Below are 15178 nucleotides of genomic sequence, written 5' to 3'. Positions count from 1 at the left end.
TCACTCGGCGGCGGCGGGAAGCGTCGCTTTGCGGAAATCTTCCGGGTAATGACGAAGGGCGCTCTCGACCGGATAAGGGGCGAAACCTCCGAGCGCGCAGAGGGAACCGAATTTCATCGTGTTGCAGAGGTCGGACAGCAGCTCGATATTCGCCTCCACATCGACGCCTTCGACGATCTTGTCGATCGTCTCGACGCCGCGGGTGGAGCCGATGCGGCAGGGCGTGCACTTGCCGCAGCTCTCGATCGCGCAGAACTCCATGCCGAAGCGCGCCATTTGCGCCATGTCCACGGTGTCGTCGAACACGACGAGGCCGCCATGGCCGATGAGGCTGTCGTGCTTCTGGAACGCCTCATAATCAAAGGGCGTGTCGAACAGCGACGGGGGCACATAGGCGCCGAGCGGGCCGCCGCATTGCACGGCGCGCACCGGGCGGCCGGTCAGCGTGCCGCCGCCGATGTCGTTGACGATCTCGCCCAAAGTCAGACCGAAGGGCGTCTCATAGAGGCCGCCGAACTTCACATTGCCGGCGATCTGCAGCGGCATGGTGCCGCGCGAGCGGCCGACGCCGAAGGAGGCGTAATATTCGCCGCCCTTGGCCAGAATGGCCGGGGCGGTGGCGAGCGTCAGCACATTGTTGACGACGGTCGGACGGCCCATGAAGCCGACATGCGCCGGCAGCGGCGGCTTGGCGCGCACGATGCCGCGATGGCCCTCTAGGCTCTCCAGCAGCGAGGTCTCCTCACCGCAGACATAGGCGCCGGCGCCGATGCGCAGCTCTATGTCGAAGGCGAAGCCGGAGCCGCGCACATTCTCGCCGAGCCAGCCAGCCTTACGCGCGGCCTCGAGCGCCTCGGTCAGCACCTCGGCGCATTGCGGATATTCCGCGCGGAGATAAATGAAGCCCTTGCTCGCGCCGATGGCGTAGCCGCAGATCGTCATGCCCTCGATGAGGACGAAGGGATCGCCCTCCATCACCATGCGATCGGCGAAAGTGCCCGAATCGCCCTCGTCGGCGTTGGTGACGACATAGCGGCGGTCGGCCGGAGCGTCGGCGACCGTCTTCCATTTGATGCCGGCCGGGAAGCCCGCGCCGCCGCGGCCGCGCAGGCCGGACTTGGTGACTTCCTCTATGACCTTGGCCGGCCCGATCTCGAAGGCCTTGGCGAGGCCCTGCCCGCCGCCATGGGCGACGTAATCGTCGAGATTCACCGGATCGATGATTCCGACGCGCTCGAAAGTCACGCGCGTCTGCTTGGCCCAATAGGGATGCTCATCGACCTTGCCGATGGAGAGCGGATGCGCGCCGCCTTTCAGGAATCCGGAGTCGAACAGCGAGGGAACGTCCGAGGGCTTCACATTGCCGTAGCCGATGCGGCCTTCCGGCGTCTCGACCTCGACCAGAGGCTCGAGCCAGAGCAGGCCGCGCGAGCCGTTGCGGATGATCTGGATGGTTTCGCCGCGCGCGGCGGCCTCTTTCTCTATGGCGGCGAGGACGCGCTTAGCGCCCACCGCGAGCGCGGCCATGTCGCGGGGCACATAAATCTTGGTCATGATTTTTGCGCCTCCGACGCCAGCTCGTCCAGAATCTCCGCATCGACGCGGCCGATCGGCTCGCCGTCGTAGAGAGCGCCGGGGCTGTGGGCGCAAAGGCCGAGGCAATAGACCGCCTCGACCGTCAGCGAGCCGTCATTGGCGGTCCCGCCCCATTCGAGCTTGATACGCTCGAGAAAGTCCTTGGCGATCTTCTCCGATCCCATGGACTGACAGGACTCGGCGCGGCACAACTTCAGCACGTGGCGGCCGGCCGGCGCGTGGCGGAAGTCGTGATAGAAAGTGACGACGCCATGCATCTCGGCCCGGGAGATGTTCAGCGATTGCGCCATCTGCGGCACGACGGCCTCTGGCACATAGCCGAATTCTTCCTGGATAGCATGCAAGATAGGCAGGGCAGGACCTTCGAGCCCGAGATGGGCGTCGATGATCTCCTGCGCCCGCGCCTCGTTCCACGGAACAGCGCCAGACATTTCTTCCCCGTTCTTATCGAGCCGGCCCGTTCTTGAAGAGCGGACCTTTGTGAGCGACAGCCGCCCATTTTAGGTAATTGCCCTAACAGTGCCGCAAAAAGCCGGCGGGATCAATAATCTGGAACAGTTACACGATAGGCGAATCCTATAGATCGCCAACTATCGGATTCCGCGCGAGCTTCTTCGCCTCTGCGACCAGTGCGGCGACCTGCGGAATGGTCGGCTCGCGGTGCGGGACGACCAATCCGATCTCATGGACCGCCTCGGGCTCGACGATGGGAATAGAGCGCAAAGGGGCGGTGACGCGCAGCGAGTCGACCAGCTTTTCGGGTAGGATGGTCGCCCAGCGTCCGGTCTTCACATGGGCGAAGAGCACGATGACCGAATTCGATTCGAGCGCGGGCTCGGGCTCGCCGCCGGCGTCGCGAATCAGCCGCTCGACGATGCGGCGATTCTGCATGTCGGGCGTCAGCAGGCAGAGCGGGATGCGGCCGACCTCGGCCCAGCTCACCTTGTCGCGATTGCCGAGCGGATTGTCGGCGGCGGTCAGCAGCCGGTAGCGCTCGGAGAACAGCGGCACTGTGCGCACGCGGCCCAAGGGCTCGTTGTCGAGATAGGTGAGGCCGGCGTCGATCTCGAGATTGTCCAGCATGGACAAGATCTCGGTCGAAGAGCTGGTCAGAATGGTGAAGCGCACATTGGGGTGCTTTTCGCGGAAGGGCGTCGTCAGCGCCGGCACCATGGTCAGCGCCGTGGGAATGGCGGCGATCTTGAGCTGGCCGCCGAGCCCCTCCTTCAGCGTGCGGACCTCCTGGCGCATCGCCCGCGCGTCGGCGACGATGCGTTTGGCCCACTCCAGCACGCGCTCGCCCTCGGCGGTGAGGCTGTGGAAGCGCGAGGAGCGATTGACGAGCAGGACGCCGAGACTGTCCTCGAGCTGCTTGATCCCGGCCGAGAGCGTCGGCTGCGTGACGCCGCACAGCTCGGCGGCGCGGGAAAAGCTGCGCTCTTTGGCGACGGTGATGAAGAATTCCAGCTTGTCGATCAAGTTGCGCTCGCGCTCCCTCTCGCGCCCTCGCGGGACCTTATGGGACGCTGGCAGGAATTATATACATAATGGCCCAGCTCGGCGAATGCCTCGCACGAATGGGGGATTTCGGATATCCTGACGGCGCAGCGAATGGAGGGCGCGGAATGCCCCATAGCCCACTCTACGAGACCGATTTCTACGCCTGGGCGAAAGAACAGGCGGCCTTGCTGCGCGCGGGCCGGCTCTCGGCCGCCGACCTGGAGAACATCGCCGAGGAGATCGACAGCATGGGCCGCAGCGAGAAGAGAGAACTCGTCAGCCGTCTGTCCGTTTTACTGGCGCGTCTGCTGAAGTGGCGATTCCAGCCGGCCTTGCGCGGCAACAGCTGGCGCTTGAGCATTCGAGAACAGCGACTGCGCATCCGACGCCACCTCGAAGACAATCCGAGCCTGAAGGCGTTGCTCGACGTCGCCATGGCCGAAGGCTACGAGCTTGCCGCGATCGTCGCGCAAAGGGAAACCGGCCTCGGCGACGACGCCTTCCCTCCGACGTGTCCCTGGCCTTTCGACCGAGCGATCGCCGCCGATTTCTGGCCCGACGCCGACCGAGCGTGATTACGCCGACCGCGCGGCGCCTCGCCGGCGTCGCCGGCGTCACTCGCCATGGCGGCTGGCTCGAGCTATCTCTCCCGTCAGCCCAGAATCACATCCCGAAGGCAAAGATGAAACGCGCTCTGTCGGTCACGAGAGAAGAGAATTTCGCGCAATGGTATCAGGCCGTCGTCGCCGAGGCCGATATGGCCGAGACGAGCCCCGTGCGCGGCTGCATGATCGTCAAGCCCTGGGGCTATGGCGTCTGGGAGCTGATCCAGGGGGCGCTCGACCGGCGCATCAAAGAGACCGGCCACGACAATTGCTATTTTCCGCTGTTCATCCCCATGAGCTTCATCGCTCAGGAGGCGAGCCATGTCGAAGGCTTCGCCAAGGAGATGGCGGTCGTCACCCATCACCGGCTGAAGGCCGTCGACGGCAAGCTCGTCGTCGATCCCGACTCCAAGCTCGAGGAGCCGCTGATCGTGCGGCCGACCTCGGAGACGATCATCGGCGACGCCTTCCGCCGCTGGGTCTCCTCGCATCGCGACCTGCCCGTGCTCATCAATCAATGGGCCAATGTCGTGCGCTGGGAGATGCGCACGCGGCTCTTTTTGCGCACCAGCGAATTCCTCTGGCAGGAGGGCCACACCGCCCATGCCGACGAGGCGGACGCGCGGGAGGAGACGCGCAAGATGCTCGAGGTCTATCGCCAGATCGTCGAGGATGTGCTCGCCGTTCCGGTGATCGCCGGCGAGAAGCCGGAGAATGAGCGTTTTCCGGGCGCCGTGAACACTTATTCGATCGAGGCCATGATGCAGGACGGCAAGGCGCTGCAGGCCGGCACGTCGCATTATCTCGGAACCAATTTCGCCCATGCGCAGAATATCCGCTTCCAGAGCGCGAGCGGCGAGCTAGAGTATTGCCATACGACGAGCTGGGGCGTCTCGACGCGACTCATCGGCGGCGTCATCATGACCCATGGCGACGATGACGGGCTGCGCCTGCCGCCCGCCATCGCCCCGCGCCAAGTGGTGATCGTGCCCATGCTGCGCGAGAAGCCCGAGGACGCCGAGGTTCTGGCCTTCTGCGACCGGCTGAAAGCCGAGCTGGACGGGCTCTTCGCGCTGGGCGCGCCTTTGCGCGCGATCGTCGACAAGAAGCCGGCGCGCGCCGCCAATAAGCGCTGGGATTGGGTGCGCCGCGGCGCGCCGATCATTCTCGAGATCGGCCCGCGCGACGCTGCCAATGATGTGGTGACGCTGATCCGCCGCGACCGGCTGCGCGAGGGCGACAAGATCGTCTCGACGGCGACGCCCCGCGCGGAATTCCTGGGCGCGGTCCCTGCCCTGCTGGCGGAAATCCAGGCAGCGCTGTTCGCCGAGGCCAAGGCGCGGCTCAAGGCGAATATTCGCTCCGATCTGACGAGCTTCGCCGAGATCGCCGATTATTTCGGCAAGGCGGCGGAGGACGACGAGGCCGCGGCCTTCAAAGGCTGGGTGCGCGCGCCCTGGGCGCGGCCGACCGGCCCCGAGCTCGAGGAGGTGGAGACGCGGCTGAAGGCGCTGAAGCTGACGCTGCGCAATATTCCGCTGGAGCAGAGCGCGCCGAAGGGCGTTTGCGTGTTCACCGGCCGGCCGGCGGTGGAGGAGATTTTGATCGCTCGCGCTTATTAGCGCGGGCGAACGGCCGCCGGCCCGCCCGGACGTCACATGAAGCGCTCGCGTCTGTCGGCTTCCGAGACGTCCGTCGATGGGACGGGGATGTACGAGTGCACGCGCGGGACCATCACACCGCTATTTCTTGGGCAGGCAAGTTATATCCGAAAGTCGCTCCCCGCCTCTGTCCAATGGCGCGAGGGTTTCAGGATGGAACGGCGCATATCCGATCTCGTCGATCGCTCTGAACATATCGTCGTCGTCTTCGGGCGAAAACCATCCAAACCACTCGATGAACAAGGCGGGTTTGACGGCCAAGAAGAAGTCTTTCGCCCCCCGAATGATTTCCTTGTCGTATCCCTCGCAATCGACCTTGACGAAGGTGACGTCCGAAGGAGTCACGCAATTTTCGCGTAGAAGCGACGGGATAGACACTCCGCGCGTCTTGTATGTGACTTGCGCTGAACCTTTCAGGCGATTGGTCAATTCGTCGGAATATCCTCCCGAGATGCCGCCGTTGCAATTCGCATTGCCGTGATCCGAGATCTCGACGACATCGACGTCGCTAGCCGTGATCGCGTAGGGGCAGAAAGAAAATTCCGCGACGTGGGAATTGAGGGTCAGACAAATATTCAAGAGATCACGCAGATCTGGATTCGGTTCGACAGCGATGACCCTGCCCTTGCGCGCATTTGCTCTGTCGTAGCTGAAGAGGCCCATCGGCATGGCCGTGTCGCCGGAATGAGCTCCGATGTCTATGACCGTCGAACCGGGCCGGATGAGTTCCGGCCATCGGACCTTTTCCAACCAATGGAGCATGGATGTGCACGACCGGGGCTGCTCGTAAATATGATTCCATTCTAACCAAAAAGCGCGGTCTCCCGGGTTCAACCACCGAGAGGCGTCGATCGAATGTAGCGTGCGAGCAACTTGAAGGCTATAAGTGTTCTCAGGCAAAGTGCTCATCAACGACACCATTCCTTAAACTTGGCCCGATCGAGGAGCCCTCCGAAAAATTCGGCGACGGAGAGCGCGCGATTGGGAAACTGATCGGTTCTATCATCATATGCGCGAGAATCAAAGCCTGCCGTGATGCGAATTGCGATTTCTCGGCCCCCGCCACAAAACTGTTTCTCCTCGGCTTCGACGGGCTGATCGCGCCGAGCGCCCGGTGAGCAGCAATAATTTGATGCTCGTCACCGCGCTTGCCGCTGTTGACATAGGAATTTTGCCGCTAATTCCGGAACTCCGATCGACCGGACGTCGCACACGTCATTTCCGGCCCCTCCAACTCGTGAGGACGAGATCAAACATCGCGGGTCATCGCTCCGTCCTCAGTTTATCGTCCGCACTGCGTGATCGGATATCGGCCTCCCCGATCAGCAGGCGCTGGCTGCTGTTGGCTCTCCATCACCTTCGTCTTCTATTGACCGTAGCGAAGCGCAGCGCGCGCCCACCGTCGCAGCCGCGCCTCCTCGCACTCGACGGCTCGTCGCGCCATCTTTCGTCACGGGCGGGCACGACATCGACCGGAGGCCCCCGACATGGACATCCCGCCTTTCGATCCCGCCATCGCCGCAGGCGTCGCCCTGTAGACCGCCGTGACCGACGCCGACTATATATTCTTCAGCGCCGCGGTCTCCGCGCGCCGGCCGTCGCCGCCGCGAGCTGGAGCAGCGTCTGGTATCTGCTCTCCGCTTTCGCGGTCGTCAGCTACACGTCCAACTGGGCCTATGTCCTGTTCGCCGCGCTCTGCGCCTGGATCGGCGGCTTTCTGTCGATCACCGCGCTCGATCGCGTCGCCCCGCCGCACGGCGCTCTCGGCGCCGAACGGAAAGGCCGAAACGCTAGACGGGAAAGCGAGCCGCGACGCGTCCACATGATATTGACGGCGCGACGCGTTCCGATATTCATGAGGCTTCGACGCGCGGGCGGCGCATTTTCCAGCGTTATCTTTCGTTCGAGGACAGATACTATGAAAGCGGCGGCGGTTTTTTTGGCCTTTCTGCTCATGCTCGCCCAGCCGGCGGCGGCCCAATCGATCTTCGACGCGCTCGGCGGAACCGGAGACCCAGCGCAGGACGCCGCCTCGGCGGAATATGACCAATGGAAGCGCTCGATCGCCCGGCAGATTCGGGACCATAGCTCGGGCCTCTGGCTCGGGCGCGGGACTGTGGTCGTCCATTTCTGCGTCGACTCGGCCGGCCGCGTGGCTGATATGAATGTCGTGAAAGCCGTCGACAACGAGCGGGCGCTCCTCGCCTTGAGCACGATATCGTCGCTCAAATTGTCGCCGCCGCCCGCCTCGGCCCATGCGGCCGCCGGAGGCAAGCGCCACTGCTTCTCGCAGAGCTTCTATTATCATTGAGCGCGGCGGACAGGAGGCCTCGCATCATGGTTCGAGCAGTGATCGTCTTCGTTCTCGTCGCCGCTTCGCAGTCGGCCTTCGCGCAATTTCTTTTCGGTCCCTCGGAGCGGCCGACGCTGGCCGCCTGCATGGCGATCCCCGAGAACAAGGCCTGGATACAGACCGTCACACGGCAGCTCCGCGAACGCGCGCCGAAGCTCGATCTGGGACGCGGGATAGTCACCGTCAAATTCCATGTCGATTTCAGAGGCCATGTCACCAGGGCCACTTTCGCGAACTCCGACAATAACGCCCGAACGCTGGTCGCGGCCGGCATGATCACCTCGCTGAAGCTGCCGCCGCCGCCCGACGACATGGACAGCGGCTGTCGCGACCTCGAGCAGACTTTCAAATTCCATTGACCGCTTCGATCGGCATCTCGGCGGACGACGAAACCTCGAACGAAAGCCTCTCCGACCGGAAGTTGGAACGAAATTTGATCGTCCGGGCGTACTAACCGTTGTCCATAACGGCGCTTTTCGGCGTCCCGAAACGGCGCAGAGCGCGTTTACGCCACATTCGGCCCATATTCGGGCCGTCCTTGGATCGAGACTATGTCTCGAATCGAACGCTGGGCCACAAATGGCCGTGGCCGAGGCCGATCGGATGAACATGAGCGCGAAACCGACCCTACGGACCCTCTCCGTCGCCGCCGCCCTCGTCGCGGCGTCTTCGGCGACGGCGGCCCCTTCTGTCGTCATCGACGTCTCCAGCGGTCAGGTTCTGGCGCAGGAGCAGGCGACGCAAAGCTGGTATCCCGCCTCGCTGACCAAGCTGATGACCGTCTATGTGGCGCTCGACGCGGTGCGCTCCGGGCGCATTCAATATGATACGCCGATGATCGTCTCGCCCCGCGCGCTCTCCATGGCGCCGTCCAAAATGGGCTTTCCGGTCGGCTCGGAAGTGACGCTGCGCAATGCGCTGGTCATGCTGATGGTCAAATCGGCCAATGACATAGCGGTCACTATAGCGGAGGGCGTCTCCGGCTCGGTGGAGGCGTTCGCCGAGGAGATGAACCGCGCCTCGGCCAAGCTCGGGATGCGAGAATCCTATTGGGCCAATCCCAACGGCCTGCCCGACGAACGGCAGGTGACGTCGGCGCGCGATCTCGCCATTCTCGGCCGCGCGCTGCTGACGGAATTTCCCGAATCCGCGGGCTTTTTCAACATTGGCGCGATGCAGCTCGGCCGGCAAATCCATCCGACCCACAATGGCCTGCTCGGCCGCTATCCGGGCGCGGATGGGATGAAGACCGGCTTCACCTGCCCCGCCGGCTATAATCTGGTGGCCAGCGCCACCCATGGCGGGCAGAAGCTCATCACCGTGGTGCTGGGCGCGCCGAGCGCCGCGGCGCGCACGGCCAAGGCCGCCTCGCTGCTGGACCGCGCCTTCATGACCGGCTCGCCCTCGGGTTCGGTGACATCCCTGCCGACCTTCGGCGTCGGCCAGGCGCCGGACATGCGCGACAGCGTCTGCCGCCATCGCGGCAAGGCCAATGCGGAATATATGGCGGAGGTCGAGGATATGACCGTCGCCATTCCGCGCGAGAACGGCGCGACCGATCAGGTCAATGTAAAGACCATCGCCGCCCTGCCCCGCGCGCGCTTCGAGCCGACGCCCGTGTATCTCGGCCGCGCGCCCGGCTATGAGGGCCCCGTCGCCGGCGTGCGCGATCCCGGCTCGCCGGTCGGCTCGCCCTCGACCGTCACCGCCTATGCGCATGAGCCGCCGGCCGCCGCCGCCTCGCCCATAAGCCGCCCGGCGCCGGACGCTCTCTCCATGCGCCACAGCCGCAAGCCGGCGGCCAAAGCCGCCCATGCGCCGGCCAAGGAAAAAACCGCCAAGGCCAAGAAGCCGCCGCAGGAAGCGGGCTCTACGCCTGCGCCCGAAAAGACGGAGAAGCCGGCCAAGGCTGCCAAGCCGAAGCAGGGCAAGACTGTCGCCGCCGCCAAGCCGCCGGAAGCCGCCAAGGCTTCGGCGAAGGCCCCGGCGAAGACGCCCCCGGCGAAACCCGCCAAAAACGCCTCCGCCAAGAATGACAAGCACGCGATCGGCGACCACGCGCCGCAGCGCCGAGACAATGAGCAATAAGCCGCAATGACAATGACAGAGCCGCGTCGTCCGCCGCCGCCCATTCCGCTGACCATCCTCACCGGCTTTCTCGGCGCCGGCAAAACCTCGCTGCTCAATCGCCTGCTCGCCTCGCCGGAACTGACCGACACGCTCGTGCTCATCAATGAGTTCGGCGAGGTCGGCATAGATCATCTGCTGGTCGAGAATGTCGAAGGCGACATGATCGTCATGAGTTCCGGCTGCATCTGCTGCTCGATCCGCGGCGATCTCGTCGCCGCGCTCGAGGATGCGCTGCGCAAGCTCGACAATGGACGCATTCGCCCTTTCCGCCGCGTCATGCTGGAGACGACCGGGCTCGCCGATCCGGCGCCCATTCTCCACACCATCATGTCGCATCCCTATCTCGCGCTGCGCTATCGGCTGGACGGCGTGGTCACGCTGGTCGACGCCGTGAATGGCGCCGCGACGCTGGACGCGCATGAGGAGGCGGTGAAGCAGGCCGCCGTCGCCGATCGCCTGGTCATCACCAAGACCGACCTCCCCGAGGGCGCCGCCCGGCTCGAGGCGCTCGACACTCGCCTGGCGCGGCTCAATCCGGCGGCGCGCCGGCTCATCGCCGCGACAGGAGAGGCGAACCCCGCCGCGCTGCTCGATTGCGGGCTCTATGACGCTTCCGGCAAGATTCCGCAGGTCGCCAAATGGCTGAACGACGAGGCGGTCGCGGCGGCGCATGAGGCGCATCACCATCATCACGATCATGACCACCACCACGGCCACGCGCATCAGGACGTGAATCGCCACGACGCGCATATTCGCGCCTTCTGCGTCGCCAGCGACGCGCCGCTCAGCCCGCAGGCTTTCGACATGTTCGTCGAGATCTTGCGACAAGCGCATGGTCCGCATCTCTTGCGCGTGAAGGGCATCGTCGGCCTCGCCGACGATCGCGAGCGGCCCGTGGCCGTGCATGGCGTGCAGCATGTGTTCCATCCGCCGCATCGCCTCGCCTCCTGGCCGGACGCCGATCGGCGCACGCGGCTCGTCTTCATCGTCAAGGATATCGATCCGTCTTTCATCGAGAAGCTCTACGCCGCCGTCGCGGGAATTCCCGCGCCGGATGCGCCCGACGCCGCCGCGCTGCAGGATAATCCGCTTGCCCCCAAAAACGCCGGCCTGCTAGGCTGACGCGGGGCGGACGCTGGAATCGCGAGTCATGAGCAAATTCTTCGCATCGATCGAGGCGCAGCATCGCGACTTCATCGAGAAGCAGAAGCTGTTCTTCGTCGCCTCCGCCGCGGCCGACGCGCGCGTGAATGTCTCGCCCAAGAGCGCCGACATGCTGCGCCTCATCGACGAGCGGACCGCCGTCTATATCGACCGCACCGGCAGCGGCAATGAGACGGCCGCGCATCTGCGCGCCGATGGACGTCTCACCTTCATGTTCTGCGCCCTCGACGGCGCGCCGCTGATCCTGCGGCTCTATGGCCGTGGACAGGCGCTCACGCGCGGCGGCGAAGCCTATGCGCATCTGCTGCGCTCGTCTTTCGACGGAGCGGAGCCGCCGGGCGCACGGCAGATGATCCTGCTCGACGTCGAATCGGTGCAAACCTCATGCGGCTTCGCCGTGCCTCGCTACGACTATGTCGGCGAGCGCGACGGGCTCGACCGCTGGGCCGTAGCCAAGGGCGAGGACGCGCTCGACGCCTATCGCCGCGAGAAGAACCAGCGCAGCATAGACGGACTGCCGACCGGCCTGTTCGAAGACGAAAATCTGGCCGCCGAAGAGGCGTGAGGCAAGTTTTTATGGCGAATTCGTCTGCGCACGCCGATAAGAACGGCGTGAAGGCCCTGACGCTCGGCGCCCTCGGCGTCGTCTTCGGCGACATCGGCACCAGCCCGCTCTACACGATCAAGACCGCGATGGACTGGTCCGGCGGGCATGTGAACGCCGAGACGGCGCTCGGCATGTTGTCGCTGATCGTCTGGACCTTGATCATCGTCACCTCGGTCAAATATGTCGCCGTCATCATGCGCGCCGACAATGACGGCGAAGGCGGCATACTCGCGCTGATGTCGCTGCTCGGCATGAAGCACGGGCGCCATCCGGCGATCATCGCGATCGGAATGCTGGGCGCGGCTCTGCTGTTCGGCGATGGCGCGATCACGCCGGCGATCTCGGTGCTGAGCGCGCTCGAAGGGCTCAAAGCGCCCCTGCCCGCTCTCGCGCCCTATGTGGTTCCGCTCTCAGTCCTCGTTCTCATCGGCCTGTTCGCCTTGCAGCCGCAGGGCACGGAGCGCATCTCACGTCTCTCCGGCCCGGTGATGGCGCTATGGTTCGTCTCCATAGCGATCCTCGGCGCGCGCGGCGTGATCGCGCATCCGAGCGTTCTGGCCGCCGTCGATCCACGCGTCGGGCTGCATTATCTCTTCACCCACGGCTTCGAGGGATTTCTGCTGCTCGGCGCCGTGTTTCTCTGCGCCACCGGCGCCGAGGCGCTCTATGCGGATATGGGCCATTTCGGGCGGCGCCCCATTCGCCTCGCCTGGTACGGGCTGGTGCTGCCGTCGCTCGTCCTCGTCTACGCCGGCCAGACGGCGCTGCTCGTCGAGGGCTCCGTGACGGAGAATCCTTTCTTCGATCTCTGCCCCGCCCCGCTGCAATTGCCGTTGGTCGCGCTGGCGACGCTCGCCACCGTCATCGCGAGCCAAGCCATCGTCACCGGCGCTTTCTCCATGGCGCGGCAGGCGATCCAGCTCGGCCTGTCGCCGCGCCTCGCCATCACGCAGACATCGGCGCAGAGCTATGGCCAGATCTATGTCGGCTTCGTCAATTGGACGCTGATGGCGCTGACACTCGTTCTGACCATCACGTTTCGCTCCTCGGAAAACCTCGCCGCCGCCTTCGGCATCGCGGTCTCGTTGACCATGCTGCTGACGACCGCGCTGATGTTCATCGCCATGCGCTCCATCTGGCGCTGGAGCCTGCCGCTGGCCCTTTTGGTCGGCGGCGTGTTTCTCGTCGTGGACGTCGCCTTCGTCGCCGCCAATCTCATCAAATTCTTCGAGGGCGGCTGGATCCCGCTCGTCGTCGCCGCCATTCTCTTCTTCCTGATGAACTGCTGGAGCGAGGGCTTCGAGGCGATGCGCAAGGCGCTCGAACGCGACACGTTTCCGCTCGCCGATTTCGTCGCGAGGTTCCACGGCAAGCCGCGCGTCGATGGCGTCGCCGTCTATCTGACCAGCCGCACCGATGTCGTGCCGGTCGCGCTGCTGCATAATCTCAAGCACAATAAGGTTCTGCACGAGCATATCGTGCTGCTGCATGTGACGACCGCCAACACGCCGCGCGTGAACCCCGCGCAGCGCGTCGACACCACGACGCTCGATGATCATTTCTATGCGATGACGCTGAATTACGGCTTCATGGAGCAGCCGAACATCCCCTGCGCATTGATGTTGGAATCGATCTCGAGCCCGCTGACCTTCAATATGATGACCACCTCCTTCTTCGTCGGCCGGCTCACGGTGACGCCGCTCGGCCACTCGCGCTGGCGTCGGCTGCGCATCCACATCTTCCAATTCATGCACCGCAATGCGCTGCCGGCGACGGAATTCTTCCAAATCCCCTCCGGCCGCGTCGTCGAGCTCGGCGGTCAGGTCGAGGTCTGAGCCATGCTCGGGCGCGCCGCGGGCCTCATCGGCAGCATAGGCGCGCGCCTTCTCGACGTCGTCTATCCGCCCGTCTGCCTCGTCTGCCGTAGAGCCGTGGCGAGCCATGGCGCGCTCTGCCCGCGCTGCTGGGGCGAGATGGGCTTCATCGAGCAGCCCTATTGCGAGCGCTTGGGCACGCCTTTCGAGCGCGATTTCGGCCCCGGCATGATCTCGCTGGAGGCCGCCGCCGATCCGCCGGCCTTTGCGCGGGCGCGCGCGGTCGTGCGCTATGACAGCGACCGCGCCCGCAGCCTCGCCCATCGGCTGAAATATTACGACCGGCTGGAGCTCGCCGAGCCGCTCGGCCGCTGGATGGCGCGCGCCGGCGCAGAGCTTCTGGCGGACGCCGATCTGCTGGTCCCCGTCCCGCTCCACCGAATGCGGCTGCTGTCGCGGCGCTTCAATCAATCCGCCGCGCTCGCCCATGTGATCGCGCGGGAGAGCGCCGTTCCGGTCGAGGCGCTGGCGCTCGAGCGCGTGAAGCCGACCCCGCCGCAAGTGGGGCTGACGCGCAACCAGCGGGCCGCGAATATGCAGGGCGCCTTCCGCCTGCGCGAGGAGCAAAAACCCCTGATCGAAGGCCGCAATATCGTGCTGATCGACGATGTGCTGACCTCGGGCGCGACTGTGAATGCGGCGGCCCGCGTCTTGCTGCGGGGTCGCGCGACGCGCGTCGACGTGCTGGTCTACGCCCGCGTCGTCGGCCAGAGCTGAAAGCGAAGGCCTTCCGTTGTAAGAATGCGCCGGAAACGCTTATAAGGGCGCGAGAGGTCACGGAACCGTCATGCCGCAGATCGTCATCTATACCACGAGAACCTGCCCCTATTGCCGCGCCGCCAAGCAGCTGCTCGACGTCAAAGGCGCCGCTTACGAAGAGATTTCCGTCGACGGCGACCCCCAAAAGCGCGCCGAGATGAGCCGGCTGGCCGAGGGGCGGACCACCGTGCCGCAGATTTTCATCGACGGCCGGCCGATCGGCGGCTGCGACGATCTCTACGCTCTGGACGGCGCCGGCGAGCTCGATCCGCTGCTCGCCGCGGGCGAACCGACGTCGTGATCCTCTACCGGCTGATCTGCTCGGAAGGCCATGAATTCGAAAGCTGGTTTCGTGACAGCGAAGCCTATGACCGGCAGGCTGCGCAAGGCGCGGTGAGCTGCCCGTTCTGCCATTCGACCAAAGTCGCCAAGGCGATCATGGCGCCGCATGTAGCGCGCCGCTCCGCCCGCGCGCGCGAGGAGGGAACCGGCGTCCCGGCTTTGCACGACGAGCGCCATGCGGCGCTGCGGACGATGATTCGGGAGCTACGCCAAAAGATCGCCGCCTCGACGGAAGACGTCGGCGACCGCCTCCCGGAAGAAGCCCGACGCATTCAGGACGGCGAGGCCGAAATGCGCGCCATCCGCGGACGCGCGAGCTTCGAAGAAGCCAAGGCGCTGCTAGAAGACGGCATAGAGATTCTGCCGATCCCCGGCCCACCCGACGAAAGCCATTGAGACTTCTCCGGAAGTTTCCCCTCGCAGAGAAGACGACCGCGTCGCGTCGTCGCCTATGGCTCCCACCGCGCCCTTCGCGCCAGGGCTCCGAATCCGGGTTAACGGGCTGAAGCGCCCAAGGCTGTGGCGAGATAATCGTCTCTCCATCCGGCGATTTTTCTGCGGAGCTTGATGCTCGTGCGCCTGGGCTT

The 15178-nt window shown here is 65.0% G+C and carries 15 protein-coding genes and 1 pseudogene; 12 read left to right on the top strand and 4 right to left on the bottom strand.

The features are described from left to right. From FMZ75_RS14975 to FMZ75_RS14965, 3 genes are all read right to left on the bottom strand, one after another. Window positions 1-1554: an NADH-quinone oxidoreductase subunit NuoF gene (locus FMZ75_RS14975; RefSeq protein WP_166143903.1), complete on the bottom strand. Its 1554-nt coding sequence runs from the start codon at window positions 1552-1554 to the stop codon at window positions 1-3. Next, the gene (locus tag FMZ75_RS14970) at window positions 1551-2027 is read right to left on the bottom strand and encodes a formate dehydrogenase subunit gamma (protein WP_161913598.1); all 477 of its coding nucleotides are present in this window, start codon (window positions 2025-2027) and stop codon (window positions 1551-1553) included. The genes FMZ75_RS14975 and FMZ75_RS14970 overlap by 4 nt, the downstream gene beginning before the upstream one ends. Before the next feature lie 145 nt (window positions 2028-2172). Further along, a complete protein-coding gene (locus FMZ75_RS14965; RefSeq protein ID WP_108917628.1) occupies window positions 2173-3075 on the bottom strand; it encodes a LysR family transcriptional regulator in 903 nt (300 codons plus the stop codon). 98 nt (window positions 3076-3173) lie between these two features. Between FMZ75_RS14965 and FMZ75_RS14960 the strand changes: the two genes are divergently transcribed. Together FMZ75_RS14960 and proS are read left to right on the top strand one after the other, a co-directional pair. Further along, a complete protein-coding gene (locus tag FMZ75_RS14960; protein ID WP_370464727.1) occupies window positions 3174-3671 on the top strand; it encodes a DUF29 domain-containing protein in 498 nt (165 codons plus the stop codon). Between the two features lie 107 nt (window positions 3672-3778). Continuing rightward, the gene (gene proS, locus FMZ75_RS14955; protein ID WP_166143899.1) at window positions 3779-5323 is read left to right on the top strand and encodes a proline--tRNA ligase; all 1545 of its coding nucleotides are present in this window, start codon (window positions 3779-3781) and stop codon (window positions 5321-5323) included. Window positions 5324-5443: 120 nt separating this feature from the next. Here the strand turns inward: proS and FMZ75_RS14950 are convergent, their stop codons facing one another. Further along, the gene (locus FMZ75_RS14950) at window positions 5444-6271 is read right to left on the bottom strand and encodes an FkbM family methyltransferase (protein WP_166143896.1); all 828 of its coding nucleotides are present in this window, start codon (window positions 6269-6271) and stop codon (window positions 5444-5446) included. A 635-nt stretch (window positions 6272-6906) separates the two neighbouring features. On the opposite strand from FMZ75_RS14950, the pseudogene FMZ75_RS21615 reads away from it, so the two are divergent. The 10 genes and pseudogenes from FMZ75_RS21615 to FMZ75_RS14900 all read left to right on the top strand — a co-directional run. Continuing rightward, window positions 6907-7115: pseudogene (locus tag FMZ75_RS21615) on the top strand (hypothetical protein); the annotation flags it as partial. Between the two features lie 165 nt (window positions 7116-7280). Beyond that, window positions 7281-7673, top strand: a complete 393-nt coding sequence (locus tag FMZ75_RS14940; RefSeq protein ID WP_166143880.1) for an energy transducer TonB — start codon at window positions 7281-7283, stop codon at window positions 7671-7673. Between the two features lie 26 nt (window positions 7674-7699). Next, the gene (locus tag FMZ75_RS14935; RefSeq protein WP_142862110.1) at window positions 7700-8074 is read left to right on the top strand and encodes a hypothetical protein; all 375 of its coding nucleotides are present in this window, start codon (window positions 7700-7702) and stop codon (window positions 8072-8074) included. Between the two features lie 250 nt (window positions 8075-8324). After that, window positions 8325-9803: a D-alanyl-D-alanine carboxypeptidase family protein gene (locus FMZ75_RS14930; protein ID WP_166143893.1), complete on the top strand. Its 1479-nt coding sequence runs from the start codon at window positions 8325-8327 to the stop codon at window positions 9801-9803. A gap of 6 nt (window positions 9804-9809) precedes the next feature. After that, complete coding sequence (locus FMZ75_RS14925; protein ID WP_166143890.1) at window positions 9810-10967, top strand: GTP-binding protein; 1158 nt, start codon at window positions 9810-9812, stop codon at window positions 10965-10967. 28 nt (window positions 10968-10995) lie between these two features. Then, a complete protein-coding gene (locus FMZ75_RS14920) occupies window positions 10996-11574 on the top strand; it encodes a pyridoxamine 5'-phosphate oxidase family protein (RefSeq protein ID WP_166143888.1) in 579 nt (192 codons plus the stop codon). Between the two features lie 11 nt (window positions 11575-11585). After that, window positions 11586-13451, top strand: coding sequence for a potassium transporter Kup (locus FMZ75_RS14915; RefSeq protein WP_166143885.1), 1866 nt, complete (start codon window positions 11586-11588; stop codon window positions 13449-13451). A 3-nt stretch (window positions 13452-13454) separates the two neighbouring features. After that, window positions 13455-14207: a ComF family protein gene (locus FMZ75_RS14910; RefSeq protein ID WP_166143883.1), complete on the top strand. Its 753-nt coding sequence runs from the start codon at window positions 13455-13457 to the stop codon at window positions 14205-14207. Between the two features lie 70 nt (window positions 14208-14277). Continuing rightward, complete coding sequence (gene grxC, locus FMZ75_RS14905) at window positions 14278-14550, top strand: glutaredoxin 3 (RefSeq protein WP_108918609.1); 273 nt, start codon at window positions 14278-14280, stop codon at window positions 14548-14550. Next, window positions 14547-14987 carry a DUF1178 family protein gene (locus FMZ75_RS14900; protein WP_142862115.1) on the top strand — a complete coding sequence of 147 codons (441 nt, stop codon included), beginning with the start codon at window positions 14547-14549 and terminating at the stop codon, window positions 14985-14987. The genes grxC and FMZ75_RS14900 overlap by 4 nt, the downstream gene beginning before the upstream one ends. Window positions 14988-15178 lie beyond the last annotated feature (191 nt).

Source organism: Methylosinus sp. RM1 (genome assembly GCF_011378635.1).
GTDB classification, from domain to species: Bacteria; Pseudomonadota; Alphaproteobacteria; order Rhizobiales; family Beijerinckiaceae; genus Methylosinus; species Methylosinus sporium.
The sequence above is the reverse complement of the archived record's forward strand: the minus strand, read 5'-3'. Positions and strand labels throughout refer to the sequence as shown.

Coding starts and splice junctions, on each gene's coding strand:
- FMZ75_RS14975 (WP_166143903.1), bottom strand. CDS start 1,554: ATGACCAAGATTTATGTGCCCCGCGACATGGCCGCGCTCGCGGTGGGC.
- FMZ75_RS14970 (WP_161913598.1), bottom strand. CDS start 2,027: ATGTCTGGCGCTGTTCCGTGGAACGAGGCGCGGGCGCAGGAGATCATC.
- FMZ75_RS14960 (WP_370464727.1), top strand. CDS start 3,174: ATGGGGGATTTCGGATATCCTGACGGCGCAGCGAATGGAGGGCGCGGA.
- proS (WP_166143899.1), top strand. CDS start 3,779: ATGAAACGCGCTCTGTCGGTCACGAGAGAAGAGAATTTCGCGCAATGG.
- FMZ75_RS14950 (WP_166143896.1), bottom strand. CDS start 6,271: ATGAGCACTTTGCCTGAGAACACTTATAGCCTTCAAGTTGCTCGCACG.
- FMZ75_RS14940 (WP_166143880.1), top strand. CDS start 7,281: ATGAAAGCGGCGGCGGTTTTTTTGGCCTTTCTGCTCATGCTCGCCCAG.
- FMZ75_RS14935 (WP_142862110.1), top strand. CDS start 7,700: ATGGTTCGAGCAGTGATCGTCTTCGTTCTCGTCGCCGCTTCGCAGTCG.
- FMZ75_RS14930 (WP_166143893.1), top strand. CDS start 8,325: ATGAGCGCGAAACCGACCCTACGGACCCTCTCCGTCGCCGCCGCCCTC.
- FMZ75_RS14925 (WP_166143890.1), top strand. CDS start 9,810: ATGACAATGACAGAGCCGCGTCGTCCGCCGCCGCCCATTCCGCTGACC.
- FMZ75_RS14920 (WP_166143888.1), top strand. CDS start 10,996: ATGAGCAAATTCTTCGCATCGATCGAGGCGCAGCATCGCGACTTCATC.
- FMZ75_RS14915 (WP_166143885.1), top strand. CDS start 11,586: ATGGCGAATTCGTCTGCGCACGCCGATAAGAACGGCGTGAAGGCCCTG.
- FMZ75_RS14910 (WP_166143883.1), top strand. CDS start 13,455: ATGCTCGGGCGCGCCGCGGGCCTCATCGGCAGCATAGGCGCGCGCCTT.
- grxC (WP_108918609.1), top strand. CDS start 14,278: ATGCCGCAGATCGTCATCTATACCACGAGAACCTGCCCCTATTGCCGC.